At 67.5% G+C, this 16,728-nt stretch carries 14 protein-coding genes; 1 reads left to right on the top strand and 13 read right to left on the bottom strand.

Features of this window, described 5'->3' with window-relative positions:
• Positions 1–133 precede the first annotated feature (133 nt).
• The 3 genes from purM to purL all read right to left on the bottom strand — a co-directional run bounded on the left by purM (position 134) and on the right by purL (position 5,227).
• The gene (purM, locus tag ACOGXQ_RS13015) at positions 134–1,198 is read right to left on the bottom strand and encodes a phosphoribosylformylglycinamidine cyclo-ligase (protein ID WP_419944072.1); all 1,065 of its coding nucleotides are present in this window, start codon (positions 1,196–1,198) and stop codon (positions 134–136) included.
• Positions 1,199–1,301: 103 nt separating this feature from the next.
• Positions 1,302–2,909 (bottom strand): amidophosphoribosyltransferase, encoded by a 1,608-nt coding sequence (gene purF / locus ACOGXQ_RS13010; RefSeq protein ID WP_419944071.1) that lies wholly within the window; start codon positions 2,907–2,909, stop codon positions 1,302–1,304.
• On the bottom strand, positions 2,906–5,227 hold the full coding sequence (gene purL, locus ACOGXQ_RS13005; RefSeq protein WP_419944070.1) for a phosphoribosylformylglycinamidine synthase subunit PurL: 2,322 nt from the start codon (positions 5,225–5,227) through the stop codon (positions 2,906–2,908). The genes purF and purL overlap by 4 nt, the downstream gene beginning before the upstream one ends.
• Before the next feature lie 44 nt (positions 5,228–5,271).
• On the opposite strand from purL, the gene ACOGXQ_RS13000 reads away from it, so the two are divergent.
• Positions 5,272–5,673 (top strand): hypothetical protein, encoded by a 402-nt coding sequence (locus ACOGXQ_RS13000; RefSeq protein WP_419944069.1) that lies wholly within the window; start codon positions 5,272–5,274, stop codon positions 5,671–5,673.
• A gap of 59 nt (positions 5,674–5,732) precedes the next feature.
• On the opposite strand, the gene purQ is transcribed toward ACOGXQ_RS13000, so the two are convergent.
• From purQ to ACOGXQ_RS12950, 10 genes are all read right to left on the bottom strand, one after another.
• Entirely contained in the window at positions 5,733–6,449 is a 717-nt protein-coding gene (gene purQ, locus ACOGXQ_RS12995; RefSeq protein WP_419944068.1) for a phosphoribosylformylglycinamidine synthase subunit PurQ, read from the bottom strand.
• Positions 6,446–6,721, bottom strand: coding sequence for a phosphoribosylformylglycinamidine synthase subunit PurS (gene purS, locus ACOGXQ_RS12990; RefSeq protein ID WP_419944067.1), 276 nt, complete (start codon positions 6,719–6,721; stop codon positions 6,446–6,448). The genes purQ and purS overlap by 4 nt, the downstream gene beginning before the upstream one ends.
• A complete protein-coding gene (locus tag ACOGXQ_RS12985; RefSeq protein WP_419947394.1) occupies positions 6,718–7,581 on the bottom strand; it encodes a phosphoribosylaminoimidazolesuccinocarboxamide synthase in 864 nt (287 codons plus the stop codon). The genes purS and ACOGXQ_RS12985 overlap by 4 nt, the downstream gene beginning before the upstream one ends.
• A 114-nt stretch (positions 7,582–7,695) precedes the next feature.
• A complete protein-coding gene (gene purB / locus ACOGXQ_RS12980; RefSeq protein ID WP_419947393.1) occupies positions 7,696–9,129 on the bottom strand; it encodes an adenylosuccinate lyase in 1,434 nt (477 codons plus the stop codon).
• A gap of 4 nt (positions 9,130–9,133) precedes the next feature.
• Positions 9,134–9,580: a 5-(carboxyamino)imidazole ribonucleotide mutase gene (gene purE, locus ACOGXQ_RS12975; RefSeq protein ID WP_419944066.1), complete on the bottom strand. Its 447-nt coding sequence runs from the start codon at positions 9,578–9,580 to the stop codon at positions 9,134–9,136.
• Positions 9,581–9,740: 160 nt separating this feature from the next.
• Complete coding sequence (gene purD / locus ACOGXQ_RS12970; RefSeq protein WP_419944065.1) at positions 9,741–11,006, bottom strand: phosphoribosylamine--glycine ligase; 1,266 nt, start codon at positions 11,004–11,006, stop codon at positions 9,741–9,743.
• A gap of 116 nt (positions 11,007–11,122) precedes the next feature.
• A complete protein-coding gene (locus ACOGXQ_RS12965; protein WP_419944064.1) occupies positions 11,123–12,403 on the bottom strand; it encodes an adenylosuccinate synthase in 1,281 nt (426 codons plus the stop codon).
• Between the two features lie 140 nt (positions 12,404–12,543).
• The gene (locus ACOGXQ_RS12960; protein ID WP_419944063.1) at positions 12,544–15,168 is read right to left on the bottom strand and encodes an ATP-dependent Clp protease ATP-binding subunit; all 2,625 of its coding nucleotides are present in this window, start codon (positions 15,166–15,168) and stop codon (positions 12,544–12,546) included.
• Positions 15,169–15,255: 87 nt separating this feature from the next.
• Positions 15,256–15,675: a heat shock protein transcriptional repressor HspR gene (locus ACOGXQ_RS12955; RefSeq protein ID WP_419944062.1), complete on the bottom strand. Its 420-nt coding sequence runs from the start codon at positions 15,673–15,675 to the stop codon at positions 15,256–15,258.
• A 21-nt stretch (positions 15,676–15,696) separates the two neighbouring features.
• Positions 15,697–16,719 carry a DnaJ C-terminal domain-containing protein gene (locus ACOGXQ_RS12950; RefSeq protein ID WP_419944061.1) on the bottom strand — a complete coding sequence of 341 codons (1,023 nt, stop codon included), beginning with the start codon at positions 16,717–16,719 and terminating at the stop codon, positions 15,697–15,699.
• Positions 16,720–16,728: the final 9 nt, after the last annotated feature.

The raw sequence follows: 16,728 nt of genomic DNA, 5'->3' as shown, positions 1-16,728 counted from the left end.
GACCACTAACCCCTTGGAACCAATCATCTAGTGCCGTGTCAAGCAACCTTCGCTGTGGCGGGGATCGCTGGAGGGCCTGCTCGCAGGCGAAGCGACGGCGTCAGCAACCGCGCAAACGTTTGCTGACGCGGCACTAGCTGTCAGGCCTGACCAGGTGAGCGCTGCCGGTGCCCGGTCGGATCTCCCCGATCACCCAGGCCTCATGCCCGGCTTGGTGCGCCGCATCGATCGCGGCGGTTGCCTGCGAAGGCGGAACGGCGACCACCATGCCGATGCCCAGGTTGAAGACACGCTCCATCTCGGCGGGCGCCACCGGGCCTGTCCGGGCGATGTGGCCGAAGATCTCGGGCACCGGCCAAGTGCCACGCTGCAGGACAGCGTCAGCCGCCGGTCCCAGCATGCGCGCCACGTTCGCGACCAATCCTCCACCAGTGATGTGCGCGGCCCCCAATGCCCCGCATTCGTCGAAGAGCGCCAGCACGGCAGCGGTGTAGATGACCGACGGCCGGAGCATCTCGTCGCCCAGCGAATGATCGGCGCCCGGCCACGCCGGCGCGCTGAGCACGTCCTGATCGGGCACGCCGTCGAGGAGTACGCGTCGGGCGAGGCTGTACCCGTTGCAGCGCAGCCCGTCGGATGCCAGCCCCACAAGCGTCGCTTCGCCGGAGGTGATCGGGCCTCGCAGCTGAGATCGTTCCGCCACGCCCACGGCGAACCCTGCGATGTCGTAGTCACCGTCAGCCAGCGCGTCGGGATGCTCCGCCAGCTCGCCGCCGACCAACGCGCATCCGGCACTGCGACACCCGGCTGCCAGCCCCACCACGATGGCTTCGGTGACATCAGGCTCGATGCGCCCTGCGGTGATCTGGTCATGGAACAGCAGCGGCTGCGCACCGAGCGTGACGATGTCGTCGGCGCACATCGCCACCACATCAATGCCGATGGTGTCCCACCGACCGAGCGCCGCCGCGATCAGCGGCTTGGTGCCGGCACCGTCATTGGCACTGACCAGCACGGGTTCGCTGTATCCGTCCGGCACCGCGGTGACCGCCCCGAAGGCCCCGATGTCGCTCAGCACCTCCGGCCGGAATGTGCTGCGGGCGTGCGACGCCAAACGCCGGACCGCTTCATCGCCGGCAGCGATGTTCACCCCTGCCTGCTCGTAGGTCAGCGGTTCGGAACCGTCGTCCGTTCTCATCAGCTGAGTCTCACTGCTTCGGCGTCTCTGCCCCCGACGATGGTCAGCGGCGCGCGTTCGTCGGTCTGAGCAGCATCGGCACCAGTGTCAGAGGAATTGGGGTTCATCCTGCGACGGATTCCGCGACGCCAGCGGTTCGGACGCTGCCCGTCGCGATCAGGGAGCGACTCGGTTCAGCGGCGCCGCTGCCGAACACTTCCGCCCGTGCCCGCCCGCCGATCTCGACGGGATAGGCGCCGGTCAGGCACGCATGACAGAAACCGCCACCGCTCACGCCGGTTGCTTCGACCAGTTGGTCGAGACTCAGGTATGCCAGCGAGTCGACTCCCAAGAACGATTCGATCTCAGCGAGACTGCGGCTGGCCGCGAGCAGCTCGTCGGACGTGCCGGTGTCCATGCCGTAGAAGCACGGCCAGCGGTACGGGGGCGACGAGATGCGCAGATGCACCTCAGCCGCGCCGGCACTTCGCAGCATCTCCACGATCGACCTGGTGGTGGTGCCCCGCACGATCGAGTCGTCCACGACCACCAGCCGGCGGCCGTCGATGTTCGAGCTGATCGGATTCAGCTTGGTCCTCACTCCCAGCGAACGCACAAGCTGGTCGGGAGCGATGAACGTCCGGCCGATATAGCGGTTCTTCACCAGCCCGTCCCCGTAAGCGATGCCGCTGGCGCGTGCATAGCCCTGTGCTGCAGGAATGCCTGACTCGGGTATCGGCATCACGAGTTCGGCCTCAACTGGTGCATTCTCTGCCAAGTGGGTGCCCATGCGCTGGCGGGCAGCGTGCACGTTCTGGCCGGCCAAGGTGGTGTCGGGACGGGAGAAGTACACGAACTCGAAGATGCACAGGTGTGGTGGCGCGACTTCGCTTGGCGCGTCAGCGTTCTCGAACGGCCACAGCGACCGGCACCCGGCAGCGTCGATGACGACCATCTCGCCCGGTGCCACCTCGCGCTCAAGAGTGGCGCCGACAACCTCCAGCGCCGGGTTCTCCGAAGCCAGCACCCAGCCGCCGCCGGATCGGTCGGCATCGGGCCGGCCGGGGCTGGACTGACCAGCGCTCGTCACCTCGACATCGAGACGGCCCAAGCAGAGCGGCCAGATGCCATGCGGATCGCGCACGCCGATCAAGCGGTCGCGGTCGGCTACCACGAAAGTGAAGCCGCCGCGCAGGGCGGGAAGCACGTCCAGCAGCGCCGCGGTGACCGCCTCGCGTGGCTGGCTACGGGCGAATTGCGGCGTTGCCGTGACACGCTGCGCGATCAACTCGGCAACCAGGTCGCTATCGCTGGTGACGACGCCGTCGAGCATCCCGGACGCGGTCGCGAGCTCAGCCGTGTTGGTGAGGTTGCCGTTGTGCCCCAAGGCGAACTCTGTTCCCTCCAGCCCGCGGTAGAAGGGCTGCGCGGCGCGCCACGAGCTGGAGCCCGTGGTGGAGTACCGAGTGTGCCCGATCGCCAGGTCGCCCTCGAGACCGGCCAGCACGCGGTCGTCAAAGGCGCTGGCTACCAGGCCCATGTCCTTCACCACCGTGATGTGCGTGCCGTCGGACACTGCGATCCCTGCCGACTCCTGGCCGCGGTGCTGCAGGGCGTACAGCCCGAGGTAGCACAGGTGGGCGACGGAACCGCCCGGCAGGTAGACGCCGACAACGCCGCACGCTTCGCGCGGCTTGACCAGATCGACGCCGGCCGCCGGATCGTTGTTCACACTGCTGCCCCGTCGATCGGCGCCGCAAAGGACTTGCCCAACGCACCGCTGTGACGGGCGACGGCGTCGGACAGCGCCAAGTCGACATCCCAAGTGCTCTGTGCCTCGCGACCGATCCGGATTCGTGTTCCGCCGAAGCGTCCCAGACGGCGGCACCCGACACCGGCCGACTCGGCTTCAGCGGCGAGACGGTCAACGTCGGGAGGTCTCACGGCTGCCAGAACGCGGCCCGGCGGCTCGGCGAACATGGCACGAACGGCGGGTGCAGGTGATCCCAGCGGGGGGACTCGAGCCTGCACTCCCATGCCCCCACGGCAGCACATCTCGGCGACAGCGAGGGCGATGCCGCCATCGGCGACATCGTGCGCGTGCCCGATGAGCTCGGCTCGCACGGCCCCAGCCACGAAACGGGCGGTTGCGACGATCAGTCCCAGATCGACCGCCGGCAGGGCGCCGTCACGGCAGCGCCGACGCTCCCACGCCCACCGGCTCCCGCCCAGCGGGACAGGCTGCTCGGTGGCGGGGGGTGTGCTTGGGGCGCCGACGGCGGCGGACTGGGGCGACAGCAGGACAATCTCCGTCCCCGATTCCAAGTGTTCGAGCATCGGCCGACGCAATGGCGCTGGATGCACACCGATCATGCACACCACCGGCGTCGGGCAGATGTTCTCGCCGTTGGTCTCGTTGTAGAGGCTGACGTTGCCGCCCACGACGGGCACAGCCAGCGCTTCGCACGCCTCGGACAGGCCGTCGATCGCTTCGGACAGCTGCCACATCACTTCGGGATGCGTCGGGTTGCCGAAGTTGAGGCAGTTGACCAGCGCCAGCGGATCAGCGCCGACGCACGCCAGGTTCATGGCCGATTCCATCACGACCATCGCGGTGCCACAACGGGGCTCCGCATCGCACCAACGGTGATTGCCGTCCGTCGTGACCGCGAGGCCACGGCCGGTCGGGCGGCCCGTGCGCGGATCTCGCAGCCGCAGCAGCGTGCCATCGTGGCCTGGTCCCACCACCGTGTTGAGAAACAGCTGATGGTCGTACTGGCGGTACACCCACCGCGGATCGACCAGCATCGCCAGCAGGTCGCCGGCGCAGTCGTGCTCATGGTCGGCGGCGCCCACAGCGGGATCGGTGCCGTGGCGCGCCTCGAGGTCGTCGGGCGGCCGCAGTGGGCGGTCGTAGACGGGCGCATCGTCATGGAGCGTCGCCGCGGGAATCTCGGCCAGAATCTCGCCCCCAGCACCGTCGCGCACCCGCAGCATCCCGTCGCCGGTCACGCACCCGACCACTGTCGCTGCCACCTCCCACCGTCGGCAGATCTCCAGCACTCCCTCGACGCTCGCCCGCGAGACGATCGCCAGCATCCGCTCCTGGGACTCCGACGTCATGATCTCGAACGGCGCCATGCCCTCTTGGCGCAGCGGCACCGCAGTGACGTCGACTTCCATGCCGGTGCCGCCGCGCGACGCTGTTTCGCTGGCCGCGCAGGTCAGGCCTGCCCCGCCCAGATCCTGAATGCCGCTGACCAGCCCTGCGTCCAGCATTTCCAAGCACGCCTCGATGAGGCGCTTTTCCTCGAACGGATCGCCGACTTGCACGCTGGGCCGTTTGGCAGCGTCGTCGGCTTCGTCAAAGCCCGCCGACGCCAGCACGCTGACGCCGCCGATGCCGTCGCGGCCGGTGCTGGCCCCCATCAGAACGGCCAGGCTCCCCACTTCGGATGCTCGGCCGAGGACCAGACGCTCGGTCGGCATGATCCCGACCGCGGCGACATTCACCAACGGGTTGTCCCGGTATGACTCGCACGACACGAACTCGCCGGCGATGGTGGGCACGCCGACGCTGTTTCCGTAACCGGAGATCCCGCTGACGATTCCCTGAGCTATCCAATTGCTTCGCGGCTCGTCCAAAGGGCCGACCCGGAGCGGATCTGCCAGGGCAATCGGGCGGGCTCCCATCGTGAAGATGTCGCGCAATATGCCCCCGACGCCGGTTGCTGCACCTTGGTAGGGCTCGATCGCTGAGGGGTGGTTGTGGCTCTCGATCCTCACGGCAACGGCAATCCCGTCACCGACATCGACAACGCCCGCGTTCTCGCCCGGACCCACGAGCACCCAAGGCGCCTCCGTCGGCAAGCGGGCCAAGTGACGCCGTGACGACTTGTACGAACAGTGCTCAGACCACATGACGGCATACATCGCGAGTTCGAGGCGATTCGGCTCGCGTTGCAGCAGTTCGCAGATGCGATCAAACTCAGCATCCGTGAGACCGAGGGCTGAATGGACGCTTGCCGAAGCGCGAGGCGAATCTGTCATGTCAATTCCGTTGCATCGAACTGCCGCCGTGATATACAGGCATCATGAGTGAACGAACCATGTCCGATGAACACAAGGCGGCGATTGCGGCCGGGCGAATTGAAGCCGCGGCAGTGCGCGACTATCTCGAGGCTCTCGAGACCCACCGGCCGAAACCAGGTCGGCGGCAAAGCACCGAATCCCTGAGTGCAAAGAGGGAAGCGATTGACGCGCAGATCGCCGAAGCCAAGCCGATCAAGCGCTTGGTGCTCATGCAAGAACGACGGGATGTCGAAGCAGCCATTGAGGCGCTGCAAGTCGAGCCCGACATGGCTTCTGCCGAAGAGGGGTTTGTGAGTCACGCTGCCAGCTACGGTCGGCGCAAGGGCATCCAGTACGCAACGTGGCGCGAATTCGGCGTCCCGACGGACATGCTCGAGCGCGCCGGCATCATCAAGGGCAGCTGACACTTCCCTCTGTCCCGCCGCACTGCTGTCGGCGCGCGCGAACGTCACTGCCGCCACTGTTACGACCCGTCAGGCTGCGTGACTCTTGGCCAGTTGGCCAGTTGGCGGATGTCGGTCGCTGCGTGCAACAGTGCATTCAGCAATCTGATTCCGTCAGTCGAACCCAGGAGTTCGTCTGTGGCGCGCTCGGGGTGAGGCATCAGACCCACGACATTGCGGGCTTCGTTGCATATGCCCGCAATGTCGTCCAGTGACCCATTCGGGTTATCAACGTAACGCATCACGATCTGGTCGCTGTCGCGCAAACGCCGTAGCGTCGGCTCATCACAGACGAAGTTCCCTGCGAAGTGATTGATCGGAATGCTCAGCTCCTCCGAACGCGATAGTCCGTGTCCGAGCACATGATCCACCGTCGCCATCACGACTCGCTGCTGCTGGCACAGGAAGGAGAGTCCTGCATTGGGGCGTAAGGCCCCCGGAAGCAGACCGGCCTCAGTCAAGACCTGAAACCCGTTGCAGACGCCCACGACCGGGCCACCGGCATGTGCAAACGACGTCACTGCGATCATGACGGGAGAGAGCTTGGCGATTGCCCCGGTCCGCAAGTAATCCCCATGCGCGAATCCGCCCGGTATGACCACAGCGTCTACGGGCGGCAGCGATCGTTGATCATTGCTCAGCAGTTCAGTCGCAGCACCAAGTTCAGCCAATGCCTCAAGTGTGTCGAGATCGCAGTTGGTTCCGGGGAATCGGACGACGCCGACGGTGACGCTCATGAGTCGGGGTCGTGCATCGCGGCCGCACGCAGTTCGATCCTGGCGTCTTCAATCACCGGGTTCGCGAGCAGGCGCTCGCACATCTGCTCGGTGACAGCCCGGGCATCGGACTCATCAGACGCAGCGACCTCCAGGCGGATGGCCTTGCCGACTCTGACGCCAGTGACGCCGGAAAATCCCAGTGCCCGCAACGCGCGCTCGACGGTGGTTCCGGCTGGGTCGGCGATTTCGGCTCGGGGAGACACCTCGACCAGGACATCCCAACGCTTCATGAAGCGTTCTCTCCCGCGGATACCGCCGACCACGACACCCAGTCGGCGAAGGACTCGCCGGTCAATGTCTCGTAGGCCTCGATGTACCGGGCGCGAGTGCTCGCGATCACGTCGTCCCCCAGCGGCGGGGGCGGCGGTTCCTTGTTCCATCCGGTGGCCTCGGTCGCATCCCGCACTGGCTGCTTGTCGAGCGATGGCGGCGAGGCGCCGGGCTTCCACTGCGCCTTGGGCCAGAAGCGTGACGAATCGGGAGTCAGCCACTCGTCGGCAACCACCAGCGAACCGTCGACGAAGCCCAACTCGAATTTCGTGTCGGCGATGATGATGCCCCGCTCGAACGCGTGCGCAGCAGCGGAGCTGTACATATCGACGCTGAGCCTGCGTGCCGCGGCAGCAGTCTCGGCGCCGACGATTGCGGAGGCGGCGTCGAACGAGATGTTCACGTCGTGGCCGTCGGTGGCCTTGGTGGACGGCGTGAACACCGGCTCCGGCAGCTGTTGCGACTCAGCCAAGCCGGTCGGCATCGGCTCGTCGTGCATCGTGCCGTGGCGCTGGTATTCCTTCCACGCCGAACCCGTGATGTAGCCCCGCACGATGCACTCGATGGGCAGCATCTCCGCACGCCGGACCAGCAGGGCCCGGCCAGCCCATTCGGGGCGGCGCGCCGCGGACGGGAAGTCAGCCGGATCGGCCGAGATCACATGCGTCGGTGCGATGTCGCCCAGCCAATCGGACCACCACGCCGTCATGGCGGTGAGGACGCGGCCCTTGTCCGGCACCGGTTCGTCGAACACGACGTCGAACGCCGAGATGCGGTCGCCGGCGACCATCAGGAGATGCCTGTCATCGACGCGGTACATCTCGCGCACCTTGCCGCGGTGCACTAGCTCGAGTTCGCTCACATTGCTCTCCTCAGATCAGATCAGCAGATCGACTCAGTTCAACGCCGTCTCGCGTGGCGCCTGTCGGGTGGCTCACAACACCTCGCCCGGCTCATACGTGACGGCTGAGCCGTACCGCTCCGCCGCCTTGCCTGCAGCGGCCACGAAGTCGTCGACCTGTTCGGCTGCACGGCCGCTGAACGACGCGGGTTTCGCAAGCGCTGCTGCGACATCGGCGGCGCTCAGCCTCAGTTCGGGATCGGCCGCGATGCGTTCTGCGAGGTCGTTGCATTCGAGGCTGCCCTCGCGGAGCGCCAGCGCTGCCGCCGTCGCATGGGCGCCGATCCGCTCGTGGGCCTGTTCGCGGCCCGCGCCGGCCGCAACGGCTGCCGCAAGCAGGCGGGTCGTGGCGAGGAAGGGCAAGTATGAGGCCAGTTCGGCTTCGATCCGAGGAGCGAACACCGCGAAGCCGTCCAGGACGCTGAATGCAGTCTCGAGCGCGCCGTCGAGCGCGAAGAAGGCATCGGGAAGCACGACGCGCCGCACCACCGAGCAGCTGACATCGCCCTCGTCCCATTGGTCGCCTGCGAGCTGCGAGGCCATCGTGAGGTGGCCCCGCAGGATGGTCACGAGACCGTTGATGCGCTCGCACGAGCGCGTGTTCATCTTGTGCGGCATGGCAGATGAGCCGACTTGACCCGCAGCGAAGCCCTCGCTGACGAGTTCCTGGCCTGCCCCCAGGCGCACGCTGAGCGCCAAGTTGCCGAGCGGCGCGGCGGCGCCGACAAGAACAGCCACGACGTCGAGGTCGAGCGAGCGGGGATAGACCTGACCGGCCGAGCCCAGCACGCGCTCGAATCCCAACTCGTCGGCGATGCGGTGCTCCAGGCGGTCCACGGCTGCCCGATCGCCGCCCAACAGCTCGAGCATGTCCTGCTGAGTGCCCACCGGCCCGCGGATGCCGCGCAGCGGGTAGCGCTCGATGAGCTGGGAGATGCGCTCGAGCGACACGAGCGCCTCAGTGCCGAGCGTGGCCCAGCGCTTGCCGAGCGTGGTCGCCTGCGCAGGCACGTTGTGGGTGCGAGCGGTCATCACCAGATCGCGGTAGGCGCACGCCAGCGCGGCGATCCGCACGATGAGCGCTGCCATTCGCTCAGACACGAGGCCTAGGGCAGCGCGGACTTGGCACTGCTCGACATTCTCGGTGAGATCACGCGAGGTCATGGCACGGTGGATCTGCTCGTAACCGGCCAAGGCGCAGAACTCTTCGATGCGGGCCTTCACGTCATGGCGCGTGACCCGCTCCCGCTCGGTGATGGAGTCGAGGTCGACAACCGAGAGCACCTCACGATAGGCCTCCAGGGCACCGTCGGGCACCTCGACGCCCGCGTCTCGCTGGGCCTCGAGCACCGCGATCCACAGGCGTCGCTCCAGGATCACCTTGTGACGGGCCGACCACAGCTCGGCCATCTCCGGCGAGGCGTAACGCGTGGCCAGAACGTTGGGAACGTGGGCCGGACTCACGATGGCCTCACCGGGCGCCGCCAGCGCGAAACTCGGCCAGCTTGGCGGCCAGTCCCTCATCGGAGACTGCCAGCATCTCAGTGACGAGCACTGCTGCGTTGGCTGCCCCGTTCACCGCGACGGTCGCGACGGGAATGCCCTTCGGCATCTGCACGGTCGACAGCAATGCGTCAAGGCCGTCGGCCAGCCCACCGCTGAGCGGGACGCCGATCACCGGCAGGGTCGTGTGTGCGGCGACGACCCCGGCCAAGTGCGCTGCCATGCCGGCACCGCAGATGACGGCCGCGAACCCGGCTTGCCGTGCCTCGGTTGCGAACGCTGCCACGGCGGCAGGAGTTCGGTGGGCGCTCATCACCTCGGTCATGTGCTCGACGCCGAAACGGTCGAGCATCTCGGCCGCCGCTTCCATCTTCGGGGCATCGTTCGGCGAACCCATCAAGATCGCGACTTTCATCGAATTGCACTCCTGCTGTTGTCGACGCGGCAGGGGCCGCGCAGCGTGCCGATGCACATGAGCGCGAGGCGGTTCAAGTCTCGCTTCCCGCAGCGGTCAGCGGGGAGATATCCGCAGTCGCTCGCGTGACACCGGTGCATGTCCATCACAACGGTTCTCATCAGGTTCGGGAAACCCGCGGCGATGCCGCTGCGGCGATGTCCGTCCGGTAGATCATGCCAGGCCAGCTGACGCTGCCGACGGCTTCGTACGCCCGCTTGCGAGCCGTGGCCACGTCAGGCCCGCGGCCGCACACGTTCAGCACCCGGCCCCCGGCGGTCACGAGCGAGTCGGACGGCAACGACGCGTCGGCGGCACGTTCGACTCCGGCGCAGAACACCGTCACGCCCGGCAGTGCGCGAGCAGCTTCGATCCCAGTGATGAGATCGCCCGTCCGGGGATCGCTCGGGTATCCCTCGGCAGCGCAGACGACGCACACCATGACGTCGTCGGAGACGTCGATGCAGTCGGCTGCCTCTCCTGCCGCGGCTGCTGCCAGCAGCTCGGCGAGGTCGCCTCGGATGCGCGGCAGCGTGACCTGCGCCTCGGGATCGCCGAAGCGGACGTTGAACTCCAGCAGGCGTGGCCCTCGGGGCGTGAGCATGAAACCCGCGTAGAGCACGCCGCGGTAGTCGACGCCGCGGCGGTTCAGCTCGGCCAGCGTCGGCTCGAAGGCCAGCGCACCGAGATCGGAGCAGACCGCCCGGTCGACGTCGGCCAGCGGTGAGACGCACCCCATTCCGCCGGTATTCGGCCCCAAGCCGCCGTCGCCGAGACGCTTGTGGTCGCGCACGGCCGTCGGCAAGAGCACAGCACGCTTGCCGTCACAGACGGCAAACAGCGAGACCTCCGGGCCCGTCAGCCCTTCCTCGATGACGATGCGGCGGCCGGCGTCCCCGAATGCAGTGCCGTCCAGCTTGACGTCGACATCGGCATGCGCCTCGGCCAGTTCGTCGGTGACCAGCACGCCCTTGCCCGCAGCCAGCCCGCTGGTCTTGATGACATACGGCGGCGACAGTGTCTCCAGATACGCGTGCGCTTGCCGGCAACTCGCCGGATCGCCGTCGAAGGTCTGGTATCCGGCGGTGGGAACGCCCGCGGCGCTGACCACTTCCTTCATCCACGCCTTGGAGCCCTCCAGGGCGGCACCGTCGGCGCCTGGGCCGAACACCAGACGTCCGTCGGCGCGCAGCCGGTCTGCCAAGCCGTCCGCCAAGGGTCCTTCCGGCCCGATCACGAACAGATCGGCATCGATCTCGCTCGGCGGCGTCACCACGCTGCCCTCGATGCCGGGGTTGCCCGGCGTCACCACGACATCGGCGGTCCGGCGCAGCGTCTCGGCAAACGCGTGCTCTCGCCCGCCTTGGCCGACCACGCACACTCTCACCGGCGCACCCCTGACTCAGCTCGCGCAGCTCACGCCGCGCTGTATCCGACGGCGCAGCTCACGCCGCGCTGTATCCGACGTCGCAGCTCACGCCGCGCTGTATCCGACGTCGCAGCTCACGCCGCGAACCTGATGTACTGCTCGCGGCCGGGGCCGACGCAGACGTACCGGATCGGCAGGCCCAGCTGGCGTTCGAGGAAGACGATGTAGTCCACGGCCTGCCGTGGCAGCTGCCACCGCTCGGTCACCTTGTCGAGCGGCGTCTTCCAACCCGGCAGTGTGGCCCAGACGGGCACGGCCCGATCATGCAGCGACCGCAGGTGGGGCAGGTAGTCGTAACGCTGGCCGTCGACTTCGTAGGCCACGCAGACCTTGATCGTGTCGAGTTCGTCGAGTACGTCCAGCTTGGTGAGCGCGATCTCGGTGCAGGCGTTCAGGCGCACCGCCTGACGGCCCATCACGGCGTCAAACCAGCCACAGCGCCGGCGACGCCCGGTGTTGGTGCCGAACTCAGCACCCCGCTCCACCAGTTCGTCACCGAGCTCGTCGTGCAATTCGGTCACGAAGGGTCCCGATCCGACGCGGGTGGTGTACGCCTTGGCGATGCCGATGACCTGGTCGATGGCGCCGGGGCCGATGCCCGAGCCGACCAAGGCGAAGCCCGCAACCGGATTCGACGAGGTCACGAAGGGATAGGTCCCGTGATCGAGATCCAGGAAAGTGGCTTGGGCGCCCTCGAACAGGACTCGCTCGCCGGCGTGCAGGGCTTCGTGCAACCAGCCCACCGTGTCGCCGACGTACGGCGCGAGGCGGGGCGCCACCTCGTCGATGAGCTGGTCGGCGAGCTCGTCGGGGTCCACGCCGGGGTGGCCGTGGACGCTGCGCAGGTAGTCGTTGCGGCCGGCGAGCACAGCTCCCAGCCGCTCGCGCAGCGTTGCGGGCTCAAGGAGATCCTCGACACGCAGCCCGACCCGTGCGGCCTTGTCGGCGTAGGCCGGCCCGATGCCGCGCTTGGTGGTGCCCAGCTTTGCGTCGCCTCGCTGTGCTTCGGACAGCTCGTCGGCGATCTGGTGGTACGGGAGCACGAGATGCGACGCGGGACTCAGCATCAACCGGCTGCAGTCCACGCCTCGCCCGCTGAGCATGTCGATCTCATCGATCAGCACCCACGGGTTGACGACCACGCCGTTGCCGATGATCGGCGTCACATGCGCATAGAGCACCCCACTGGGGATGAGCTGCAGAGCGAATGTCTCGCCGTCGACGACCAGCGTGTGCCCGGCATTGTGACCGCCTTGGTAGCGGACGACGTGCTGGCAGTCCCTGGCCACGATGTCGACGACGCGGCCCTTGCCCTCGTCACCCCATTGGGTGCCTACGACGATGGAACCGGGCATTGCCTACCTCGTCGGGGTGGCCTCGAGCCCGGTGGCCCCGGCGATTGGGGGCCGGCTCGTCGTCACCGGTTCACTCACCGGGCCAGTCTACGGCCGCGCATCCTCCGGCCAGCGGGGATTCAAGCGCTGGCGGCTGCCCGTCAGGAGGCTTCTGGCAGCGGTGAGGCGTCTGCCGACGGCTCGGGTGTTGCCTCTGCGGTGTGGGGGGCCGCGCACAGGACGATCTCGCCGCCGGCTGCGTCGGTGACCACCTTGTCGCCGTCGGCAAAGGTGCCGTCGAGCAGGCCTGAGGCCAACGGATCCGCCAGCTCACGCTGGATCAGCCGTCGCAGGGGTCGGGCCCCATAGGCGGGGTCGTAGCCGCGGTTGGCGAGCAGCTCGGTCGCCGCCGCGCTCGCTTCCAGCGTCATCTCGCGGTCGGCGAGGCGCTGACGCAGGATGTCGAGCTGCAGCTCGACAATGGCGGCCACATCGGCACGGCTCAGCGGGTCGAACTGAAGGATCTCGTCCACCCGGTTGATGAACTCCGGAGCGAAGAACTCCGCCGGATCCACGGTCAGGTTCGACGTCATGATGAGCACGACGTTGGAGAAGTCCACGGTCCGGCCTTGGCCGTCGGTCAGCCGGCCGTCGTCGAGCACCTGCAGCAGCACGCTGAAGACATCGGCGTGGGCCTTCTCGATCTCGTCCAGCAGGACCACCGCATAGGGTCGGCGCCGCACGGCCTCGGTCAGCTGGCCGCCGTCGTCATGGCCGATGTAGCCAGGAGGTGCGCCGAGCAAGCGGCTCACCGAATGGCGTTCGAGATACTCGGACATGTCGATGCGGACCATCGCACGCTCGTCGTCGAAGAGCGCCGCCGCGAGCGCGCGTGCCAACTCGGTCTTGCCGACGCCTGTGGGGCCCAGGAACAGGAAGCTGCCGATGGGTCGATCCGGTTCGCTGAGTCCGGCTCGGCTGCGCCGGATGGCGTTCGCGACGGACGCGACAGCGTGATGCTGCCCGATGACACGGCCGCTGAGCGTCTCTTCGAGGTGAACCAGCTTGTGTGCCTCGCCCTCGAGCAGTCGGCTCGTCGCAATGCCGGTCCAGCGCGACACCACCTCAGCGATGTCGTTCGCATCGACCTCCTCTCGAAGAATGCGCTGCTGGGACTGCAGTTCGGCCAACTCGTCAGCGGCCTCGTCCAGCCGGCGGTTAACCTCAGGCAGCCGACCGAAACGGATCTCGGCAGCACGCTCGAGGTCCGTTTCCCGCTCCACCTGCCCGGCCAGCGACTCGGATTCGGATTTCAGCGAGCGGATCTGGTCGATGGCTTGCTTCTCTGCTTGCCAGTGCGCCTTGAGTGCCGCAGCACGCTCGCGCTCGGATGCCAGCTCTTCGGCAATGCCGTCACGCCGCCGGCTCTCGCGCCGCTGATTCGGGGCAGAACCATTGCCCGGTCCGTTCGAGGCCTCGTCGCTGCTCAGTGCAAGCTCCTCGATCTCGAGCTGGCGGATGCGGCGCTCGCAGACGTCGATGTCGAGAGGCACCGAGTCGATCTCGATCCGCAGGCGGCTCGCGGCCTCGTCCATGAGGTCGATGGCCTTGTCGGGCAGAAAGCGCTCCCGCAGGTACCGATCCGACAACGTGACCGCTGCGACCAGCGCAGCGTCGGTGATGCGCACGCCGTGATGCACCTCGTAGCGGTCTTTCAGGCCCCGCAGGATGGCCACCGCGTCGGTGACCGACGGCTCGCCCACGTAGACCGGCGCGAATCGCCGCTCCAGCGCGGCGTCGTCCTCGATGTGCTTGCGGTACTCGTCGAGCGTCGTCGCGCCGACCAGGCGCAGCTGCCCGCGCGCCAGCATCGGCTTCAGCATGTTTGCCGCGTCCAGCGAACTGTCTCCGCCGGCGCCGGCACCCACCAGCGTGTGCACCTCGTCCATGAAGGTGATGATCTCGCCGTCGGATTCGGCGATCTCGTTGAGCACTGCTTCGAGCCGTTCCTCGAACTCTCCCCGGTACTTGGCCCCGGCCACCATCGATGCCAGATCGAGAGCCATCACGCGCTTGTCGCGCAGGCCTTCGGGCACGTCGCCCTCAGCGATGCGGCAGGCCAGGCCCTCCACGATCGCCGTCTTGCCGACACCCGGTTCGCCGATGAGCACGGGGTTGTTCTTGGTCCGGCGCGACAGCACCTGAATGATGCGGCGGATCTCGTCGTCACGACCGATGACCGGGTCGAGCTTGTCGTCTCGCGCCTCGGCGGTGAGGTCGCGCCCGAAGCGCTCCAGTGCTTCATAGGAGTCTTCGGGCATGGGCGAGGTGACCCGGGAGGTGCCGCGCAGCTCGCGGACCTGTGCCGCCAAAGTGTCACGGTCGGCATCGAGGTCATCAGCGAGCGCCAGCAGGAGGTGCTCGGTGGAGAGATAGCCGTCGCCCATCTCGGCGCGCTCAGCGTCGGCCGACTGCAGGGTCTCTGCGAGCTCACGTGCGAGCCCGGGCGGTGATTGCTGCTGTGTGCTGAACGAACGCGGCAAGCGCTCCAGCTCTTCCAGCGCCCGGGTCCGCACTGACGCGGGCTCGATGCCGGCTCGGGTCAGCGCCGGCAGCACCAAGCCCTCCGGCTGGGACACCAGTGCAGCCAGCAGGTGGGCGCGGGTGACCTCCAGATGCCTTTGGCTCTGCGCTGCCGACACAGCACCTGCGAGAGCCTCGGAGCACTTGTGCGTCAACGGGCTGGACGGAAGGGGACCGTTGTGGGGATCAGTGTCTCTGTTCATGATGCTAATTATAGCAGATTAATTGATAATATCACACTCAATTACGGTCTGCCCTTGCTGGTCAGAGTCGTTCAGACTCACCCCGAATCAGGTCGAAGCAGCAGGCCCAGTTCCGGGGCGCGGCACGAGGTCCGTCCTCGGTACCGGCACAAGATCGCGGCGGTACTGCCGACGGGTCTCGGCCACGAGCGCCGCTGCCTCGGACCGGGTCTCGGCCAACTCCCGTTCGAGGGCGACCACCCGCTCTTCCAGCTCCAGCACCCGCTTCACCCCTGCGAGGTTGAGCCCCTCACTGGTCAGCTCGCTGATGCGGTTGAGCAGCGCGATGTCGCGGTCGCTGTAGCGGCGGCTGCCTCCCGGCGTGCGAGCCGGCGCCACCAGACCCTTGCGCTCGTAGATGCGCAGCGTCTGGGCATGCACGCCGGCAAGCTCGGCCGCGACCGAGATGACGTACAGCGCCCGGCTGCGTTCTGAAGCGGACGGTTTGCGGCGTGATTGGTCGCTCATGCTGGTGCCCGAACTCAGTTCCTAGTGCTTCGCTCCTGCGGTGTGAGTGCCCGCGATGGTGTCGGTGCCGGTGGCTTTGCCGTCATCCGCAAGCGTCGCCGTCTCCGGCTCGGCGTCGACGCGGCGGCTTGTACCAGTATCGAAATCGGTGACGTCGCGCAGTGCCTCGATCGCATCGCGCTGTGCGGCCGACAGCTTTGTCGGCACCGCGATCTCGACGGTCACCAGCAGGTCTCCGGTGCCGCGGCGAGTCTTCACACCGCGGCCGCGCACCCGGAACGTCTTGCCCGACGGCGTCCCCGCCGGGATGCGCAACGTGACCGAGTGGCCGTCGTAGTCGAGCACTCGCACGTCGGCGCCGAGCACTGCTTCGGGGAAGGTGACCGGGACTCGCACCGTCAGATTGCGCCCGTCGCGACCGAATTCGGCATCGGGCGACACGTCCACCAGCACGAACAGGTCCCCATTGGGTCCTCCGCCCGCGCCGGGCGATCCCTTGCCGGCCAGCCGGACCCGCCCGCCGTCTTCCACACCGGTGGGGATGCGCACCTTCACCCTGCGCATCCCGCCAGTTGACGGGTCCGGAACGGCGACCTCGGTCACCGCACCGTCGACTGCGTCACGGAACGAGATGTTCAGGCGCGTCTGCAGATCCTGTCCCCGCATGGCCATCGGCTCGCCGCGTCCCCCACGGCCACGACCGTTGCCGAACAGGTTCCCGAACAATCCGCCCAAGTCGCCGAGATCTTCGACGCGGATGCTGAACCCGCCAGGTCCCGATGCGAAGCCGCCCATCTGCGGGCCGAGTCCAGACGGTCCCAAGCGGCGGGCTTCGTCATACGCGGCTCGCTTTTCGGAATCCCCGATGACGTCGTATGCCGCGGAGATCTGCTTGAAGCGTTCCTCGTCACCCGCGCTCGAATCCGGATGGTGCTTGCGCGCGAGCCTGCGGTAGGCCTTGGTGACCTCCTTGTCTGACGCCTCGGAAGAGACGCCCAAGACCGCGTAGTAGTCGGTCTCGAACCACTCACGCCGTGGGTCCATCATCCACCC

The sequence above is a fragment of the Candidatus Poriferisodalis sp. genome, from assembly GCF_965208485.1.
Lineage (GTDB): Bacteria > Actinomycetota > Acidimicrobiia > Acidimicrobiales > Poriferisodalaceae > Poriferisodalis.
Note: the sequence above shows the minus strand (reverse complement) of the source record. Positions and strands in the feature narration are given on the sequence as shown.

Excerpts from the sequence above, each read along its gene's own strand:
- ACOGXQ_RS12955 (WP_419944062.1), bottom strand. The coding sequence starts at position 15,675 with ATGAGCGACCAATCACGCCGCAAACCGTCCGCTTCAGAACGCAGCCGG.
- purS (WP_419944067.1), bottom strand. The coding sequence starts at position 6,721 with ATGAAGCGTTGGGATGTCCTGGTCGAGGTGTCTCCCCGAGCCGAAATC.
- purQ (WP_419944068.1), bottom strand. The coding sequence starts at position 6,449 with ATGAGCGTCACCGTCGGCGTCGTCCGATTCCCCGGAACCAACTGCGAT.
- ACOGXQ_RS13000 (WP_419944069.1), top strand. The coding sequence starts at position 5,272 with ATGAGTGAACGAACCATGTCCGATGAACACAAGGCGGCGATTGCGGCC.
- ACOGXQ_RS12985 (WP_419947394.1), bottom strand. The coding sequence starts at position 7,581 with ATGTACCGCGTCGATGACAGGCATCTCCTGATGGTCGCCGGCGACCGC.
- ACOGXQ_RS12965 (WP_419944064.1), bottom strand. The coding sequence starts at position 12,403 with ATGCCCGGTTCCATCGTCGTAGGCACCCAATGGGGTGACGAGGGCAAG.
- ACOGXQ_RS12950 (WP_419944061.1), bottom strand. The coding sequence starts at position 16,719 with ATGGACCCACGGCGTGAGTGGTTCGAGACCGACTACTACGCGGTCTTG.
- ACOGXQ_RS12960 (WP_419944063.1), bottom strand. The coding sequence starts at position 15,168 with ATGAACAGAGACACTGATCCCCACAACGGTCCCCTTCCGTCCAGCCCG.
- purM (WP_419944072.1), bottom strand. The coding sequence starts at position 1,198 with ATGAGAACGGACGACGGTTCCGAACCGCTGACCTACGAGCAGGCAGGG.
- purL (WP_419944070.1), bottom strand. The coding sequence starts at position 5,227 with ATGACAGATTCGCCTCGCGCTTCGGCAAGCGTCCATTCAGCCCTCGGT.
- purE (WP_419944066.1), bottom strand. The coding sequence starts at position 9,580 with ATGAAAGTCGCGATCTTGATGGGTTCGCCGAACGATGCCCCGAAGATG.